We start from the raw sequence: 16,343 nt of genomic DNA, 5'->3' as shown, positions 1-16,343 counted from the left end.
CAGGGAGCGGGAGATCACAAGCTTGGAAAACCCGGGCAGCGGCGCGCTCTGCGGCGGCCTGCTGCCCGGATGGGTGGTGTGAGCGAAGCTTCTATTGCTTCAGGAACGCCGCCTGCTGAGCGTCGAGTTCCGGCGTCCACAGGCCGATCTCCTTGAAGTAGCGGATCGCGCCGTCGTGGAACGGATGGCTGAGCTTCTCCGGCACCATCTGCTCGGGCTTCATGCCACGCAGCGCCGGCACGGCCTTCTGCATGTCAGCCCAGTTCTCGTAGGTGGTCTTGACCACCTCGTAGATGTCGTCGGCGTTCGCGTGGACGCCGGTGTTCAGGTAGGAATCGTAGATGGCGACCTTGGTCGGCTCCGTCACGCCGACCGAAGCGGGTCCCGGCTGCATGATGCCGACATGGAAGCTCGGCAGCGCGTTGACGGGGCCGTCGTCCGGACCGAGCGCAACGACCCGGGTGCCGCCGGGAATGGCGGCATCGGCCTCGCGGTGCGACGGGATGCTGAGGATCGAGGCGCTGACGTCGACCCGGTCTTCGGCGAGGGCCGCGAGCGCCGACGGCACGTTGGTTTCTGCAACCGCGGTCACGTCTTTCTCGGTCAGGCCCGCCGTTGCCAGGAGCGCGCGGTTGACGTCGTCGAACAGGGCGAGGGTGCGGTAGCTGGTGATGACCCGCTTACCCTTCACGTCGGCGACGGTCTTGATGTCGGAGTTGGCGCGCGCGATGAACGAGTACTTCGCCTGGGCGATCACCAGCACGGCCCGGATGTTGCCCATCGCCTGCGGATAGGGCTCCTTGCCGAGCAGGGCGGCATTGGAGTCGAGACCGGAGTTGATGCCCAGGAACACCTCGCCGCGGTGCAGCTGCGGCAGATACTGCGAGGTGCCGCCGTGCGGCCGTGCGGTCGACGGAATGCCCGTCTTATCCTGGATCAGGGTGGACAGTGCGGTCCCAAGCTGCGCGTAAAGCGTCCCGGCCGGGCCGGTGGCAACCGTGATGCGGTCCACCGATATCTCGGCGGATGCCGCCTGGCCGAACGCAATGCTCATCGCGGCCGCCGCGACAAGTGACCTGAAGACGGATCTCGTCTGTGTCGACATGATTTTTCCCCTCGCGCTTCATCCCTGATCGCCGGCCGTCTCAAGGCAGCCGCATCCCCAGTGACGGGGATGTCGATGTCAGATCAGGGACCCTTATATAGGCAGCACGGTACGTAGGCCGATCTTGCCGGTCAAGGGGGAAGCCCGGCGATATTTCAGGCAGTCGCCGGCGCGACCCCCTTGCGGGCCGGCGGTCCAATGAAGCCGGAATGTCCGCCGCCGCCCGAGGTTGTGCGGTGGAGCTTGAGCTACGGCTGGCTGCCGTGTCCTGCGTGTCTCATTTCAGCAGTTCGGCCTGCTGTGCGTCATGCTCAGGGGTCCACAGGCCGATCTCGCGGAAGTAGCGGATCGCACCTTCGTGGAAGGGATGGCTGATCCGCTCCGGCATCATCTGCTCCGCGGTCATGCCACGCAGCGCCGGCACGGCCTTCTGCATCTCTCCCCAGTTCTCGTGGGTCATCCTGGCGATTTCATAGATGTCGTCGGCATCGGCGTGGACGCCGGTGTTCAGGTAGGAATCGTAGATGGCAATCCGCGTCGGCTCGGCGACCCCGACGCTGGCGGGTCCCGGCTCGATCATCCCGACATGGAAGCCCCGGAGGCCGTCGATCGGAGCCGGATCGGGCCCGAGCGCGACGACCCGGGTGCCGCCGGAGATGGCGGCATCGGCCTCGCGGTGCGCGGTGATGCCCAGGATCGCGGCGGTCACGTCGACCCGGTCTTCCGTCAACGCCTTGATGGCCGAGGGCACGTTCGTCTCGGCGACGGCGATCACGTCGTCTTCGCTCAGGCCGGCGGTGGCGAGGATCGCCCGGTTCACGTCGTCGAAGAGGGCAAGCGTGCGATAGCTCGTGATGACCCGCTTGCCCTTCACGTCGGCGATCGTCTTGATGCCGGAATCGGCGCGGGCGATGAAGGAATAGTTGGCCTGGCCGATCACCGACACGGCGCGGATGTTGTCCATCGCCTGGGGATACGGCTCCTTGCCGGAATAGGCAGCATTGGCATCCAGGCCCGAATTCATGCCGAGGAGCACCTCTCCGCGGTGCAGCTGCGGCAGATACTGCGACGTGCCGCCATGCGGACGGGCCGTCGAGGGAATGCCGGTCTTCTCCTGGATGATGGTCGTGAGCGCGGTGGCGATCTGGGAATAATAGAGCCCCGCCGGACCGGTGGCGATGGTCAGCCGGTCGACGGACAGCTCCGCCGATGCGGTGCCGGCGAGGGCCACGCTCATCGCCAGACCGGCGACGACCGAACGCAAGACGGACTTCGTCTGCAATTTCATGGAAACGTCCTCCCCTGTGGTTTCCTCCCCTGTCTGTCGGCCGTCTCGCGGCCACATCCCCGTTTGCCGGGGTGTACTTTTCAGATCAGGGTCCCTTATATCTTGCAGCCTACGAACGCGGTTCAGGCCCGTCAAGGACGGGATCGGCGAACCGATGTGCAGCGAAAAGATCCCTGGAGGGCGGGCGTGGTCTGCGAAGCCGAGATGGAAGTCTGGCGCGGCAGCGTGAACAGCTGGGAATGCGACCAGATGGGGCACCTGAGTGCGCGTTACTACAACGCCCTCGTGCGGCAAGGACTGGTCGCCGTCGCCGCGAGGCTGGGTCTTGCGGGTGCGTTCCGTGCCGATGCCGGCGAGACGCTGATCGTCACCGAACAGCATCTGCGCTTTCTGCGGGAGGCGCGGCTGTCGGCGCCGCTGCACATGACGGCCGGTGTGCTGTCCGCGAGCGACGACAGCATGGTCGTGCAGTTCCTGCTGCGTCACAGCCGGTCCGGGGATCTTGCCGCGACCATGCGCACCACCGTGGTGCTCGCCGACGCGGCCACCGGCGCGCCCCGTCCGCTGCCGGGCGCCGTGCGGCGCGAGGCGGAAACGCTGACCATCACCGTCCCGGAGAAGGCCGAGCCGCGCAGCGTCTCGCTGGATCCGGTCGAGACCATGGCCGCGCCCGCCGCAGCCGACAGGCTCGGCCTGATGTGTGCGAGCCGCGGTGCCTTCGGCGTCGAGAGCTGCGACGTGTTCGGCCGATTGCGGCTGGAGGGGTTCCTGGCCGCGGTGACCGACGGGATGCCGCTTGTCGGCCCGACGCTTCGCGGCGATCTCGCCTCTTATCTCGACATGCCGGCCGAGCGCATCGGCGGGGCGATGATCGAGTATCGGCTGCTCTATCACCGTTATCCGCGGGCAGGGGACCGCTTCGAGCTGCGCTCCGGCCTTGCCGGCTTCGACGCCCGGACCATGCGCATCGTGCACTGGCTGATGGATCCGGAGACCGGGCAGCCGTGGTTCTCCGGGGAGGGCGTCACGGTGTCGTTCGATCTGGAGGCGCGCAAGGCGCTGTCGATTCCGGCCGAAGCGCAGGCGGCCATGCAGGAGATCGTTGCCCCAGGGCTCAGGCTCTGACGCGGCTTCCGCACCACTCGCTGGGTGGGGGCGAGGAGCCGCCCCCGACCGGTCTCAGGTGACCTTGAGGCCCATCAGGCCGGCGATCAGGTTGCGTTGCATCTGCGAGGAACCGGCCGCGATCGTCGCCGAGCGCGCGTCGCGGTAGTGGCGTTGCATCGGGAACTCCATCGAGTAGCCGAACGCCCCCATCACCTGCATGCCCGTGTTCGCCACCTTGGCGTAGGTCTCCGACGAGAACAGCTTGGCCATGGAGATCTCGGCGAGGGCGTCCTCGCCGACGGACACCTTCCAGGCCGCCTGCCACATCAGGGCGCGGGCGGCTTCCACCTCGGTGCGCATGTCGGCGATCATATGGGCGATCGCCTGGTTCGACCCGATCGGCTTGCCGAACTGGGTGCGTTCCTTCGCGTAGGCCGTCGCCAGGTCCACCACCGCCCGCGCGGCGCCGCAGTTGCCGGCGGCCGAGACGATGCGCTCCACCTGCAGCCCGGACAGGATGCAGTTCCAGCCGCCGTTGACGCCGCCGACGATCCGGTCGTCGTCGACCTTCACCCCGTCGAAGCGGATCTCGTAGGTGCCGGTGGCTGTGCGCCCGAGCATGTCGAGCTTCTTCAGCTCCACGCCCGGCGCGTCGTTGTCGATCAGGAAGAGCGACATGCCCTTGCGGTGCGACACGCTGGGGTCGGTCTTCAGGTAGACGTTCAGGAGGGTGTTTTCGACGCCGGCGCCGGTCGACCAGAGCTTGGTGCCGTCGACCACCCAGACGTCGCCGTCCTTTCGGGCGCTGGTGCGCATCGCGCCGACGTCGGAGCCTGCGTCGGCTTCGGAGATCGAGATCGCCATCCTGAGGTCGCCGGACATGATCGGCGGCAGGAAGCGCGCCTTCTGCTCCGCCGTGCCCTTGCGCGCGATGTTGAGCCCGCAGAACACCCCGCCGGCATAGGCCATGTAGAAGTCGGCGCTCGTGTAGGCGATCTCCTCGCCGACGATGGCGAGATCGATGACCGAGCCGCCGAGGCCGCCATCGGCCTCGGCAAAGGGGAGCGAGAACAGGCCGGCCTCGGCCCATTCCCGGTGCAGCGCGTAGGGATAGCTGCCTTCCCGGTCGTGCCGGGCGACCATGTCGGGCGGCGCGTGCCGGTCCATGAGCTTGCGGACGCTGTCGCGCAGCATCCGCTGCTCTTCGGAGAAACCCAGATCCATTGAACGCTCCCCTGACGCGGCCGCGTCAGCTTTCGCTGACGAGCTTGACGTCGAGATAGGCGTCGAGCCCCTCGCTGCCGCCCTCGCTGCCGTAGCCGCTTTCCTTGACGCCGCCGAACGGCGTTTCCGGCATGTTGATGAGGAAGTTGTTGATGCCCAGCATGCCGGTCTCGACCTGCTCGCCCAGCCGGATCGAATTCGCGCTCGACCGGGTGAAGGCGTAGGCCGCGAGGCCGTAAGGGAGCCGGTTGGCTTCGGCGATGGCCTCGTCCACCGAGCTGATGCGCCGGATGACGGCCACCGGTCCGAACGGTTCCTCGTTCATGATGCGGGCGGTGTCCGGAACGTCCGCGATCACCGTCGGCTGCCAGAAGAAGCCCTGGTTGGAGCCGCGCTCTCCGCCTGCCACGACGCGCGCTCCGACGCCGACCGCATCGGCGGTCAGCGCTTCCATCGCCGAGACCCGGCGCGGGTTCGCCGTCGGCCCCATCTGGGCGCCGTCGCTGACGCCGTCGGCGACGGTGAGGCCCTGCGCCTTCTCGGCGAACGCGTCGACGAAGTCGTCGTAGACGCGGTCATGGACGTAGAAGCGGGTGGGGGAGATGCAGACCTGGCCGGCGTTGCGGAACTTCGATGCCGCGCTTGCGGCCGCCGCGGCGGTCGGGTCGGCGTCGTCGAGCACGAGCACCGGCGCGTGACCGCCGAGCTCCAGCGTCGTCCGCTTGACGCCGTCGGCGGCGAGCCGGCCGATCTCGCGCCCGACCGCCGTCGAGCCGGTGAACGACACCTTGCGGATGATCGGCGAGGCGATCAGGTAGGTCGAGATCTCGGACGGATTGCCGGTGACGACGCTGAGGACGCCGTCCGGCAGACCGGCCTCGGCAAGCGCCTGGGCGATGGCGAGCATCGTCCCCGGCGTCTCTTCCGCCGGCTTGATGATGCAGGTGCAGCCGGCCGCCAGCGCCGCGCCGACCTTGCGGGCCGGGATCACGGCGGGGAAGTTCCACGGCGAGAAGGCCGCGACGGGGCCGACGGGCAGCTTCAGCGTCAGGAAGCGGGTGCCGGGCGCGCGCGACGGGATCACCCGGCCGTAGGCGCGCCGGCCTTCCTCGGCGTACCAGTCGAGGATGTCGGCGGCGGCCGAAACCTCCATGCGCGATTCGGCAAGGACCTTGCCCTGTTCGAGCGTCATGGTGAGGGCGATCGCCTCCAGCCGCTCGCGCATGATCGACGCCGCCTTGCGCAGGATCTGGGAGCGCGCGAGGACCGGGGTCGCCTTCCAGGCCGGGAAGGCGCGCGCGGCGCCCGAAAGCGCGGCATCGAGATCGTCGCGCGACGCCATCGGCAGCCGGGCGAGCGTCTCGCCGGTGGCCGGATTGACGACGAACCGCTCGCCCGCGCCGCTGCCTGGCACCAGCTTGTTGTCAATGAACAGACCGAGGTCCGGATAGCCGGAATGGGACATGGTCAGACCTTTCTTGTTGCGAGAACGTCCAGGATCCGGACTCCTTCGCCGGCAGGGTAGATGGCCAGCGGGTTGATCTCGACTTCCACCAGCGACGGGTCGGCGAGAAGCATCCGGCCAAGCCGGTCGAGCGTGTCGACGACGGCATCGACGTCGAGCATGGCGCCGCCGCGATACCCATGGAGGAGGGGCGCCCCGCGGAGCTTGTCGATCTCGGCGCGGATGCGCGCCTTCGAGAGCCCGGCCGGGAACATCCGGATGTCGTGCATCAGTTCGGTGAACACGCCGCCGAGGCCGGCGATCACCACCACGCCCCACGCCGGATCGCGGCGGGTGGAGACGACCATCTCGAGCGCGAACCGCGGCGCCATCTCCTCCACGAGAATGCCGTCGCACGGTATGCCGGGAGCGGCCCGTGCGACGGCACCCTCGATGTCGGCGAAGGCGGATCGGATCGCGGCGTCGTCTGCCAGGTCGAGCTTCACGCCGCCGACGTCGCTCTTGTGGGAGATCGCCGACGCCTGCACCTTGAGCGCAACCGGTGCGCCGATGTCCTTGGCGATCGCGACGGCTTCCTCGGGGTTCGCAGCCAGACGACCGCGTGGCACGGCAAAGCCGGCCTCATGCAGCACGGCCTTGCCCTGGTACTCCGGCAGCATGTCGGCGGACCCGGCGGGGGAGAGCGCTGCCGGCGCAGGCAGGTCGTCGACGAAGTCGAGCTTCGCCACGTTGGCGAGCGCCCGCATCACCCGTTCCGGCGAACGGAAGAACGGCACGCCCGTTGCGCGGATATCGTCCATGAACTCCGCCGGCATCGGTAGCTCGTCGGCGAGGAACACCAGCGACACCGGCTTTTCGGCGTTGGCGAGCACCGGGCGCAGCGACTTCCACTTGGCCATGACCTGCTGCGGGGCCCCGCCCATTGCCGCCACCAGCAACGCATCGATGCCGGGGTCGGCGAGCATCGCCGCCGACGTGTCTCCGAACAGGCTCGGCTTGCTCATGCCCATGGCGGTGATGTCGAGGGGGTTGTCGATCACCGCGAAGTCCGGCAGCACCTCCGACAGCGCCTTGCCGGTGTCCTCGCCAAGCGTCGGCAGCGGCAGCCCGATGGTTTCATTGAAGTCGAGGCAGAAGCCGCGGACCGCGCCGGAATTGGTCATGATGCCGAGCCCCTCGACCCGCGACTGCGGATAGCGGTGGCGGAGCACCGTGGTGTCGAAGAGCTCGTCGAAGCTGTCGGCCAGCGTGACGCCGCAGGCGCGGACGAAGGTTTCCATGACGGTGTGGTCGCCAGCCATCGCGCCGGTGTGCGACTGGGCAGCCTCGCGGGACCGCTCGCTGCGGCCGGGATGCATGAGCACGATGGGCTTGTCGAGCGCCCACGCCCGTCGCGCGCACGCCATGAAAAGGCCCGGGTCGCGGATCTGTTCGACGAACACCGCGAACGACCCGACCGACGGATCGTCGACCAGAGACGTCATCACCTGCTCCGCCGCGGTGACCGCCTCGTTGCCGGTCGAGATCGCATACGCGACGGGGACGGCGCGGCTGCGCAGCGCCTCGCGGATGTTGCCCGTCATCGCGCCGCTCTGCGCGATGACGGCGACGCCGGTGCCGGAGGCGACCTTCGGCGAGATCCGCTCGAAGGTCATCGGCACGCCGTCGACGAAATTGGTGAAGCCGAGGCAGTTGGGGCCGAGGAGGGCGATGCCGGCCTCCTCGGCGATCCGCGCCATCTCGGCCTGGGCGCGGATGCCTTCCTCGCCCAGCTCGGCAAACCCGGAAGCGAACACGACCACGCCGCCGACGCCGCGTTCGGCACAGTCGGCGACCGACTGGGTGACGACGCTTGCCGGGACCACCAGGGCGACCAGATCGATGCCGGACGGAAGCTCAGCGATCGAGCGCACGCAGGGGCGCCCGTCGATCTCGTCGTGCTTGCGGCTGACCAGGTGCAGCGGCCCGTCGTAGGCGAACGTGGCGAAGTTCGAGAGCACGTTGTTGCCGAGGCTGAAGGGCTCCGGCGACGCGCCGACGATCGCGATCGAGCGCGGATGCAGCAGCCGGTCGATGCTCGAACGGGATACACTCATAAGTAACGGACGCCTTGAGCACGATGGCCGGGACCAACGCGATCCGAAGCCATCCGGGTGATCGGTTCCAACGGGTTCAGGCAGGCGGAGGGCGGTGGACCGCCTTCCGAGGCGCTGGCGCCTCTATCGATCAGACGGACGCATCTGGCCGATGTGAAATGGCTCCGGGACCAACAGCGCGAGCACTTTCATTTCGTTCAGATCGCTTCGCCCTGCACGGGAGAGGCTCTGGCTCACGATGGCTTCCGGTCTGATCGACCTGAAGCCATCGCGTCCGATTCCAGTCTCCCAGAGCGGGATGCGGGCGGATGGCCGGTCTCCACCTGTCCGCATCCGGCGCTAGCGCTTGCGGTCGTAGGACTGCAGGCCCGGACGGTACGATTTGTCGTCGAGGAACTGCTGCATCCCCTTCTGGTCGCCGCGCTCCGGATCGCGGTGCTTGGTCTGGTCCGACTTCGCCATCAGATACTCGAGCGCGGTGTCCCACGACATCGTCTTGACGTGGTGATAGGCGGTCTTGGCGGAGCGGAGGACGAACGGGTTCTTCTCCTTCAGCGTGTCGGCGAGCTTCTTGGTGCGTGCGCGGAGCTCGGACGCCGGCACGGCCATGTTGACCACCTTCATTTCGGCCGCCTGGGTGCCGGTGAAGGTCTCGCCCGTCATGATGTAGTACATCGCGTCGCGCTGGCTCATCACCTCGGCGAGCGACTTCGTCACGATGCCCGCGGGGATGATGCCCCAGTTGATCTCCGAGAGGCCGAAGGTCGCATCCTCGGAGGCAATGGCGAGGTCGCAGCCGATCAGCACCTGGAACGCGCCGCCGAAGCACCAGCCGTTGACCATCGCGATGGTCGGCTTGGGGAAGTACATCATGCGGCGCCACTGCCATGCGGCATTGGCCCGGTAGAGCCGTTCGCGGTCGAGCGGCGGGCCGGCATCGGGCTCGCGGAAATACTCCTTCAGGTCCTGGCCGGCGGAGAACGCATCGCCCGAACCGGTGATCACGACCACCTGGACCGCGTCGTCCTCCTCGATGGCGTCGAGGACGGCGTTCATCTCCCAGACGATGCCGGGATTGATGGCGTTGCGCTTGTCGGGCCGGTTGAGCGTCACCCAGGCAATGCCGTCCTCGATGTCCACCAGGACGTTGTCACCCCATCCGGTCGCGCGATCCTGATCTGAGGGGCGCATTTCCCCCGGGTTGCCTGTCATTTTCCGGCTCCTTGAGCTAAACACTGAACGTGATGCTTAAATAAGGGGCCCTGATATTGTCAAGCGATGCTGATGGCCGGCCCGAGCGCATTTCGCTCCGGCCGCGGACAATGTATCTGCTGAACCAGGCGAACCAGGCGGTGCGCTCCCAGCTCGAGCAGGCGCTCAGGGGGATGAGCCTGACGGGGATCCAGTACACCGTGCTGTCGATCGTCGGTTCGCGGAACGGGATCTCGTCGGCTGAGCTTTCGCGCCGGTTTTTCGTCACGCCCCAGACAATGAACGAGATCGTCACCGGCCTCGAGAAGCGGGGGCTGCTGCAGCGCGCGGCGAGCGCCGAGAACAAGCGGATCCTGACGGCATCGCTCACCGGCAGCGGCGAGGAGACGTTGAAGGAGTGCGACAGGATCGCCGACGAGATCGAGAAGTCGGCCTTCGCGGACATGTCCGAAAAGGACTTCAACGATCTGCGGCGGATCCTGCGCGGACGGCTGGTCTCGCTGCGCGGCGGCTGACGCGCCCGTCCAGGAGTTTCCATGATGAAGGAGCAAGCATGAGTGTGACGAACGACGTCCGCGCGCTGACGCCACCCGACCTGGCGGCGCGCAAGGGCGGGACACCGCTGGTCTGCCTGACGGCCTATACGACGCCGATGGCGCGGCTCGTCGATCTCCATTGCGACGTGGTCCTGGTGGGCGACAGCGTCGGCATGGTCCTGCACGGTCTGGAGTCGACGCTCGGGGTGACCCTCGAGATGATGATCATGCACGGGAAGGCCGTACGCCGCGGCCTGTCCCGCGCGCTGCTGGTGGTCGACATGCCGTTCGGCAGCTACGAGGAGGGACCGGCCCAGGCCTTCCGCAATGCGGCCAGGCTGATGGCGGAAACCGGCTGCGCAGCGGTGAAGATCGAGGGCGGCGTCGCCATGGCGGAGACGGTGCGGTTCCTGAGTGCGCGCGGCGTTCCGGTCATGGCGCATGTCGGATTGACGCCGCAGGCGGTGAACACGTTCGGCGGTTACAAGGTGCAGGGGCGCGGCGAAGCCGGTGAACGGGTCCTGCAGGACGCTGTCGCGGTGGCCGATGCCGGCGCCTTTGCCGTGGTCCTCGAGAAGATTCCGGCGCCGCTGGCGCGCCGCATCACCGAGCGCCTGACGGTCCCGACGATCGGCATCGGGGCGTCGGTCGATTGCGACGGACAGGTGCTGGTGATCGACGACATGCTCGGTGCCTTCACGGACTTCAAGCCGAAGTTCGTGAAGCGCTATGCGGCGGTCGGAGACGCCGCATCGACCGCCATCGAAGCCTATGCCGCAGACGTTCGGACGCGCCGGTTCCCGGCCGAAGAGCATGTGTTCGGCGATGCTCCGAAGTCCGCCGGACAGGGAGACGCCGCATGAGCGTGCGCATCGTCCGTTGCGTGGCGGATCTTCGGGCCGAGGTCGCCGGCTGGCGGCAGGATGGATGCCGGGTGGCGGTCGTCCCCACGATGGGCGCCCTTCATGCCGGGCATCTGAGCCTCGTCGAGGCGGGGCTGCGCACCGCGGACCGGGTGATCGTCACGCTCTTCGTCAATCCCAAACAGTTCAACAACCCGGGCGACCTTGCCGCCTACCCGCGTACGGAAGACGATGACGCCCGCAAGGTCGCGGCCGCCGGCGGCCACGTTCTCTATGCGCCCGATGCGGGCGAGATGTATCCGGCGGGCTTCGCCACCACCGTCTCGGTTTCGGGCGTGACGGAGGGGCTGTGCGGCGCCTTCCGGCCTGGCCATTTCGATGGCGTGTCGACGGTCGTCGCCAAGCTGTTCCTGCAGACCGGTGCCGACGCCGCGATGTTCGGCGAGAAGGATTTTCAGCAGTTGCACGTCGTTCGCCGCATGGCGCGCGATCTCGACATCCCCATCGAGGTGATCGGCTGCCCCACCGTGCGCGAGGCCGACGGGCTGGCGATGTCGTCGCGGAATGGCCGGTTGTCGGCAGCCGAGCGGGCGATCGCGCCCCGGCTGGCTGCCGCCCTGGTGGACGCCTCCTCCCGCCTCGCCGCGGGCGAGCCGGCCGGCCCCGTCCTTGCCGCGGCCCGGACGGCGATCGTCGCCGGCGGTTTTCGCGAGGTGGAGTATCTGGAGCTGCGCGCCGAGGACGATCTTGTGCCGCTCGACGAGGTCGACCGCCCGGCGCGCCTGCTGGTGGCCGCCTGGCTGGGCGACGTCCGCCTCATCGACAACGTGGGGGTCGGGTCGGCGTCCGGCAGGTAGCGGCTCTCTGCGTTGCGTGAACCACCTCGTGCTCTCGCACCCACTTCAGGATGGAGAGCGCGGGGGAGATCTGCGGAAGGCGATCTGCAGCGCGATCACCACGACCTCGCGTGGCAGGAACCGGCGGATGCTCCGGAAGGCGGTGCTCAGCGGGATGGCCTCGCCGGCGACCTGCTTGACCACGAATGCACTGATCCCGACCGGTGGCGTCAGCACGCCGGACAGAGGTTCGGCGTCGCATCCATCAGATCACTCCTTTTGAGCGCAGCGCCGCGATGCGGTCAGGGTCGATGCCGACGGCGCGCAGGATTTCTTCCGTATCGGCGCCGAGCTCGGCGGGAAGGTGCTCGGGGTGCGTGCTCTTGCCGTTCGCCTTGAAGCTCATGGCGGGAACGTGGATGGGGCCATCATGGCCGTCGAGCCGGATCTCGCTGGTGAGGCCGCGGGCGCGAACCTGGGGCTCGGCCAGCACCTCGTCGAGGCCTCGGACCCGGGCAGCCGGCACGGCGGCCCGATCGAGGACCTGTTCCCATTCCGCGGCCGGCCGGGAGAGGAAGGTATCCTGCAGCGTCCGGCGCAGGCTGGCGAAATTTTCGCCGCGGGCGGCCTCCTCCTGCCAGCGCGGATCCTGCAGGATGTCGCCTCGGCCGATCGCCTGGCACAGATTGCGGAACTGGACGTCGTGGTTGGCGGCCAGCATCAGCATGCCGTCGGCGGTGTCGAAGGCGCCGGAGGAGGGGCTGGCGCTCCACGCCTCGTTGCCGTTCTGTGCCGGCGTCCAGCCGGTCGTCAGGTGCTGGCTCATCAGGGAGGCCATCAGCATCAGCGCCGTGTCGAGCATGGCGACGTCGATCTGGACGGCCTCGCCGGTGCGGTCGACCTCCCGGAGGCCGGCCATCACGGCCATTGCGGCGTTCATGCCGGTGGCATAGTCGACGTACGGCGCGCCCACCTTGGTCGGGCCGCTGCCGGGCTGGCCGGTGGTCAGCATGATGCCGCACATGCCCTGGATGACATGATCGTAGGCGGGCCGGTGGCTGAGAGGACCGTCCTGGCCGTAGGCGGAAATCGAGCAGTAGACGACTCTGGGATTGAGCGCGCGCACGGCATCGAAGCCAAGACCCAGCCGGGCGGCGACACCGGGCTTGAAATTCTCCACGAAAACATCGGCCGTGGCGGCGAGGGTGCGCGCGAGCTCAAGGCCTTCGGGCGTCTTCAGGTTCAGCGTGACGGACTTCTTGCCGGCATTGTGGGTCAGGAAGCCCAAAGCCATGTGGCGTTCGGCAAGCTCCGGCAGGGCGCCGCCGACCCGAGTCCAGTCGCCGGTGCCGGGCTGCTCGATCTTCAGGATCTCCGCACCCATCAGCGCCAGTTGATAGGTCGCATACGGTCCGGCCAGAACCTGGCTGAGGTCGAACACTCGAATACCGTCGAGCGGCTGGAACATGGCGGCCTCTCCGCTTCAATTCTGGAAAGCCGCGGGCCGGGCGGCCCGCGGCGCGACTCGCCGGCCTACTGGATGAGGCCAGCCCCCTTCATGATTTCCTTGTTCTTGGCGTAGGTGTCGCGCATCTCCGCATAGGCGGCGTCGACGCCCAGATACATGATCGGAATGCTGGCGGCCTGGGTGATCTTACTGAAATTGGGATCGGTTTCGGCCGCCTTCAGTGCCCCGGCCAGCTTGTCGAGGACCGGGCGCGGGGCACCCTTTGGCAGGAACAGCGTCGTGCGGGAATCCATGCCGAGCGCGAACCCGTCCTCCTCGATGGTCTTCACGTCCGGGTCGGAGGGATGGCGGAAGGTGGTCAGCGCGCTGATCATCTTCATCTGGTCGGGATACTTGTTGTGGATGCCGCCGGAGAAGGCGAGGACGACCTGGTTGCCGAGGATCGCGTTGATCATCTCGCTGCCGCCCTTGAGCGGCACGATGTTGGCCTTCAGCCCCTCCTTATTGGCGATCTCCTCCATATAGAGACGAGCCTCGGGGCTGAGCGCGCCGTAGCTGAAGCCGGGATTCTCCTTCGCCCAGGCAATGAACTCGGGCAGCGTGTCGAAGGGTGCGTCCTTCTGGGTCGCGAGGCCGACCTGATAGGCGGTGATCATGCCGGCGTATTCGAAGTCGTCCGGCGCGAAGTCCACCCGCTCCATGATGAAGGGGGCGGAATTGACCACGGTGTTGGAGTGGAAGAGCATCGTGTAGCCGTCGGGTGCGGCCTGGGTCAGCTCGCGTGCCGCCACCGCTCCACCGGCGCCGGGCTTATTGACCACGTTGATCGGTACGCCGAGCTGGTCCGACATCACCTTCGCGGCGGCGCGCGCCACGAGGTCGGTCTGCCCTCCCGGCGCGTAGCCGACCAGCATGGTGATCGGCCCCGTCGGATAGGCGTCGTCGGCGCCGGCCGGTACGGCAAGGCCGGCTGCGAGGGAAAGGGCGGCGAGGGCGCCAACAACGCCCCGTCTGGTCATGCGCTTCATCGATGTTCCTCCCATCAGATTTCGATTGTCGTGCTTTCGGATGAGCGTCCCGTGGCCCGTCTTCTGCGGGGCCTTGCGGCCGCCATCCGGTAGTTGCTGGCACCCAGCCACGCCACGGTCGCAACCGTCAGGATGACGAAGGCGACGGCGATCGGGTGATGGACGAGGTTGAGGGCGTCGTGGTTCAGGATCTGGAGCGACTGCCGGAACGTCAGCTCGAGGTTGGGTCCGATCACGAAGCCGATGAGAAAGGTCACAAACGAAAAATCGAGTTTCCTGGCAAAGAAGCCGAGGAGGGCAAAGAACAGCATCAGGTAGATCGAGAAGACGCTGTTGGTCTCCATGTAGGCGCCCACGCAGCACAGCAGCAGCACGCCCGGAATGATCAGGCGGAGCGGGACCTTGATGATCTGGGCAAACAGGCGCTGGCCGGTGTAGCCGATGACGAGCAGGATGACGCTCGCGCACAGCATCGCGGCGTAGACGTCGGCCACTAGCCGCGGCTGCTGCTTGAACATCAGCGGGCCCGGCGTCAGGCCGTGCAGGATGAAGGCGGCGATGAGGATGGCGGCAATCACGCTGCCGGGGATGCCGAGCGCGAACAGCGGAATGAGGCTGGACGGGACCACGGCGTTGTCGGCGCTTTCCGCGGCGGCGATGCCCTCGATCATGCCCGTGCCGAATTTCTCGGGCGTCTTCGAGGCACGCTGGGTGGCGCCGTAGGAGAGGAAGGACCCGACGCTTGCGCCGAGGCCCGGCAGGATGCCGACGATGGACCCGATGAACGTTCCGCGGGCGATGACCGGCAGGCAGCGCCGCCATTCCGGCCCGGTCACGACCCGGTCTTCTCGGCGGGCCCCCTGGGTGATCCTGGCGGTCTCGTGGTCGAGGGCCCTGAGGTTGCCCGCCTGCACGACCATTTCGGCAACCGCCAGCATGCCGATTGCCATCGGCACCAGCGAGATGCCGTCGTCGAGTTCGAGCAGGCCAAACGTCATGCGGGGAATGAAGGTCTCGGTCTCCATCCCGATCGTCGCGAAGAACACGCCGAGCGCGCCGGCGATCAGCCCCTTGATCAGCGAGCGCCCGGAGAGCCCGCCGATGAAGGTCAGCGAGAACAGCAGGATCGCGCACAGCTCGACCGGCCCGATGAGAAGCGCGTACCTGGCGAGCGGCGCGGCCAGACCGATCAGCACGAGCGTCGATACGAAGTCGCCGATGACAGACGCGTAGAGGCCCATCTTGAGGGCCTTCTGCGCCTTGCCCTGGCGGGCGAGCGGGTAGCCGTCGAGGGCGGTCGGCGCCGACGACGGCTCGCCGGGGGTGTTGAGCAGAATGGCCGACACGGCGCTTCCGGCGGCGCTGCCCTTGGCGATGCCGATGAGCATGCCGAGCGCGGCCGGCGGACTGAGGTAGAAGGTCAGCGGGATCGACACCGCCACCCCGGTCGCCTTGCCGAGGCCCGGGAGCGCGCCGAGGACGTAGCCCAGCGTCACGCCGAAGGCGACCCAGAACAGCGTGAGGGGGTGGAGGACGTCCTGAAATCCGAGGAGGAGATGATCCATGGCGGGGCTACATGATCGCCGTGCCGAGGAGCTTGTAGAACAAGATCCACAAGGCGAGCAGGAACCCTGCCGGCATCAGCACGAGGACGACGGGGCGGCGTTCGCCGAGCGCGAACAGGGCTCCAAAGACCAGGGCCAGGCCCGCCAGGAGCGGCGAGGCGTATTCGAAAAGGAGGAGCGAGACCGCGAACACGCCGCCGATCTTCAGGAGGGCCCGCATCTCGTCCCAGGAAAAGGGTGATGGCGTCGCATCTCCCCCTTCGTGCCGCGACCGCCGGTTGAGGACGGTGAGCAGGACCGCCAGTGCGACGACGATCGTCATCATGATCTGCGGCACCAGGCGCGGCGACATCATGTCGGCGGGGCCCGAGTCGATCTGCCAGGGAATGACGCCGAACAGCATGACGAGCCCGAACAGGCTCAACAGCATCCCAGACACCACGTTGGCGCGTCTCATCCCGATCCTCCCTGCGCCCGATGCCGACGCTCATTCTTGCCGCGGCTGACGACCACGTGCCGCGAACGGCGGGCACGCCGTCGACCGCTTGAG

15 protein-coding genes are annotated in these 16,343 nt (G+C 67.7%); 4 read left to right on the top strand and 11 right to left on the bottom strand.

Features of this window, described 5'->3' with window-relative positions; genetic code table 11:
* Window positions 1-91 precede the first annotated feature (91 nt).
* Window positions 92-1,105, bottom strand: a complete 1,014-nt coding sequence (locus ACSSVZ_RS17405) for a TAXI family TRAP transporter solute-binding subunit (RefSeq protein WP_453971987.1) — start codon at window positions 1,103-1,105, stop codon at window positions 92-94.
* A 277-nt stretch (window positions 1,106-1,382) separates the two neighbouring features.
* Entirely contained in the window at window positions 1,383-2,393 is a 1,011-nt protein-coding gene (locus ACSSVZ_RS17400; RefSeq protein WP_453971986.1) for a TAXI family TRAP transporter solute-binding subunit, read from the bottom strand.
* 186 nt (window positions 2,394-2,579) lie between these two features.
* Here ACSSVZ_RS17400 and ACSSVZ_RS17395 point away from each other — a divergent pair, with 186 nt between their 5' ends.
* The gene (locus ACSSVZ_RS17395; RefSeq protein ID WP_453971985.1) at window positions 2,580-3,518 is read left to right on the top strand and encodes an acyl-CoA thioesterase; all 939 of its coding nucleotides are present in this window, start codon (window positions 2,580-2,582) and stop codon (window positions 3,516-3,518) included.
* A 54-nt stretch (window positions 3,519-3,572) separates the two neighbouring features.
* Here ACSSVZ_RS17395 and ACSSVZ_RS17390 read toward each other — a convergent pair whose 3' ends face one another.
* From ACSSVZ_RS17390 to ACSSVZ_RS17375, 4 genes are all read right to left on the bottom strand, one after another.
* On the bottom strand, window positions 3,573-4,724 hold the full coding sequence (locus tag ACSSVZ_RS17390) for an acyl-CoA dehydrogenase family protein (RefSeq protein WP_453971984.1): 1,152 nt from the start codon (window positions 4,722-4,724) through the stop codon (window positions 3,573-3,575).
* A 25-nt stretch (window positions 4,725-4,749) separates the two neighbouring features.
* Window positions 4,750-6,189, bottom strand: coding sequence for an NAD-dependent succinate-semialdehyde dehydrogenase (locus ACSSVZ_RS17385; RefSeq protein ID WP_453971983.1), 1,440 nt, complete (start codon window positions 6,187-6,189; stop codon window positions 4,750-4,752).
* A 2-nt stretch (window positions 6,190-6,191) separates the two neighbouring features.
* The gene (locus ACSSVZ_RS17380) at window positions 6,192-8,285 is read right to left on the bottom strand and encodes an acetate--CoA ligase family protein (RefSeq protein WP_453971982.1); all 2,094 of its coding nucleotides are present in this window, start codon (window positions 8,283-8,285) and stop codon (window positions 6,192-6,194) included.
* Window positions 8,286-8,624: 339 nt separating this feature from the next.
* A complete protein-coding gene (locus ACSSVZ_RS17375) occupies window positions 8,625-9,476 on the bottom strand; it encodes a p-hydroxycinnamoyl CoA hydratase/lyase (RefSeq protein WP_453972083.1) in 852 nt (283 codons plus the stop codon).
* Between the two features lie 131 nt (window positions 9,477-9,607).
* Between ACSSVZ_RS17375 and ACSSVZ_RS17370 the strand changes: the two genes are divergently transcribed.
* From ACSSVZ_RS17370 to panC, 3 genes are read left to right on the top strand one after another with little or no spacing between them, the layout of a single operon-like run.
* Window positions 9,608-10,012, top strand: a complete 405-nt coding sequence (locus ACSSVZ_RS17370; protein WP_453971981.1) for a MarR family winged helix-turn-helix transcriptional regulator — start codon at window positions 9,608-9,610, stop codon at window positions 10,010-10,012.
* Between the two features lie 38 nt (window positions 10,013-10,050).
* The gene (gene panB, locus ACSSVZ_RS17365; RefSeq protein ID WP_453971980.1) at window positions 10,051-10,896 is read left to right on the top strand and encodes a 3-methyl-2-oxobutanoate hydroxymethyltransferase; all 846 of its coding nucleotides are present in this window, start codon (window positions 10,051-10,053) and stop codon (window positions 10,894-10,896) included.
* Complete coding sequence (panC, locus tag ACSSVZ_RS17360; RefSeq protein WP_453971979.1) at window positions 10,893-11,753, top strand: pantoate--beta-alanine ligase; 861 nt, start codon at window positions 10,893-10,895, stop codon at window positions 11,751-11,753. Before panB ends, panC begins: the two co-directional genes overlap by 4 nt.
* Window positions 11,754-11,798: 45 nt before the next feature.
* Here the strand turns inward: panC and ACSSVZ_RS17355 are convergent, their stop codons facing one another.
* The 5 genes from ACSSVZ_RS17355 to ACSSVZ_RS17335 form a co-directional block, all read right to left on the bottom strand.
* Window positions 11,799-11,936 (bottom strand): hypothetical protein, encoded by a 138-nt coding sequence (locus ACSSVZ_RS17355; protein WP_453971978.1) that lies wholly within the window; start codon window positions 11,934-11,936, stop codon window positions 11,799-11,801.
* A gap of 61 nt (window positions 11,937-11,997) precedes the next feature.
* Complete coding sequence (locus tag ACSSVZ_RS17350) at window positions 11,998-13,200, bottom strand: CaiB/BaiF CoA transferase family protein (protein ID WP_453971977.1); 1,203 nt, start codon at window positions 13,198-13,200, stop codon at window positions 11,998-12,000.
* 65 nt (window positions 13,201-13,265) lie between these two features.
* Window positions 13,266-14,228 carry a tripartite tricarboxylate transporter substrate binding protein gene (locus tag ACSSVZ_RS17345; RefSeq protein WP_453971976.1) on the bottom strand — a complete coding sequence of 321 codons (963 nt, stop codon included), beginning with the start codon at window positions 14,226-14,228 and terminating at the stop codon, window positions 13,266-13,268.
* Window positions 14,229-14,242: 14 nt separating this feature from the next.
* Window positions 14,243-15,793 carry a tripartite tricarboxylate transporter permease gene (locus tag ACSSVZ_RS17340; protein ID WP_453971975.1) on the bottom strand — a complete coding sequence of 517 codons (1,551 nt, stop codon included), beginning with the start codon at window positions 15,791-15,793 and terminating at the stop codon, window positions 14,243-14,245.
* Window positions 15,794-15,800: 7 nt separating this feature from the next.
* Complete coding sequence (locus tag ACSSVZ_RS17335) at window positions 15,801-16,250, bottom strand: tripartite tricarboxylate transporter TctB family protein (protein WP_453971974.1); 450 nt, start codon at window positions 16,248-16,250, stop codon at window positions 15,801-15,803.
* Between the last annotated feature and the right edge of the window lie 93 nt (window positions 16,251-16,343).

This window comes from Amorphus sp. MBR-141 (assembly GCF_053628695.1).
The sequence above is the reverse complement of the archived record's forward strand: the minus strand, read 5'-3'. Positions and strand labels throughout refer to the sequence as shown.

Excerpts from the sequence above, each read along its gene's own strand:
- ACSSVZ_RS17375 (WP_453972083.1), bottom strand. The coding sequence starts at position 9,476 with ATGCGCCCCTCAGATCAGGATCGCGCGACCGGATGGGGTGACAACGTC.
- ACSSVZ_RS17385 (WP_453971983.1), bottom strand. The coding sequence starts at position 6,189 with ATGTCCCATTCCGGCTATCCGGACCTCGGTCTGTTCATTGACAACAAG.
- ACSSVZ_RS17340 (WP_453971975.1), bottom strand. The coding sequence starts at position 15,793 with ATGGATCATCTCCTCCTCGGATTTCAGGACGTCCTCCACCCCCTCACG.
- panC (WP_453971979.1), top strand. The coding sequence starts at position 10,893 with ATGAGCGTGCGCATCGTCCGTTGCGTGGCGGATCTTCGGGCCGAGGTC.
- ACSSVZ_RS17390 (WP_453971984.1), bottom strand. The coding sequence starts at position 4,724 with ATGGATCTGGGTTTCTCCGAAGAGCAGCGGATGCTGCGCGACAGCGTC.
- panB (WP_453971980.1), top strand. The coding sequence starts at position 10,051 with ATGAGTGTGACGAACGACGTCCGCGCGCTGACGCCACCCGACCTGGCG.
- ACSSVZ_RS17380 (WP_453971982.1), bottom strand. The coding sequence starts at position 8,285 with ATGAGTGTATCCCGTTCGAGCATCGACCGGCTGCTGCATCCGCGCTCG.
- ACSSVZ_RS17370 (WP_453971981.1), top strand. The coding sequence starts at position 9,608 with ATGTATCTGCTGAACCAGGCGAACCAGGCGGTGCGCTCCCAGCTCGAG.
- ACSSVZ_RS17405 (WP_453971987.1), bottom strand. The coding sequence starts at position 1,105 with ATGTCGACACAGACGAGATCCGTCTTCAGGTCACTTGTCGCGGCGGCC.
- ACSSVZ_RS17345 (WP_453971976.1), bottom strand. The coding sequence starts at position 14,228 with ATGAAGCGCATGACCAGACGGGGCGTTGTTGGCGCCCTCGCCGCCCTT.
- ACSSVZ_RS17350 (WP_453971977.1), bottom strand. The coding sequence starts at position 13,200 with ATGTTCCAGCCGCTCGACGGTATTCGAGTGTTCGACCTCAGCCAGGTT.
- ACSSVZ_RS17335 (WP_453971974.1), bottom strand. The coding sequence starts at position 16,250 with ATGAGACGCGCCAACGTGGTGTCTGGGATGCTGTTGAGCCTGTTCGGG.
- ACSSVZ_RS17400 (WP_453971986.1), bottom strand. The coding sequence starts at position 2,393 with ATGAAATTGCAGACGAAGTCCGTCTTGCGTTCGGTCGTCGCCGGTCTG.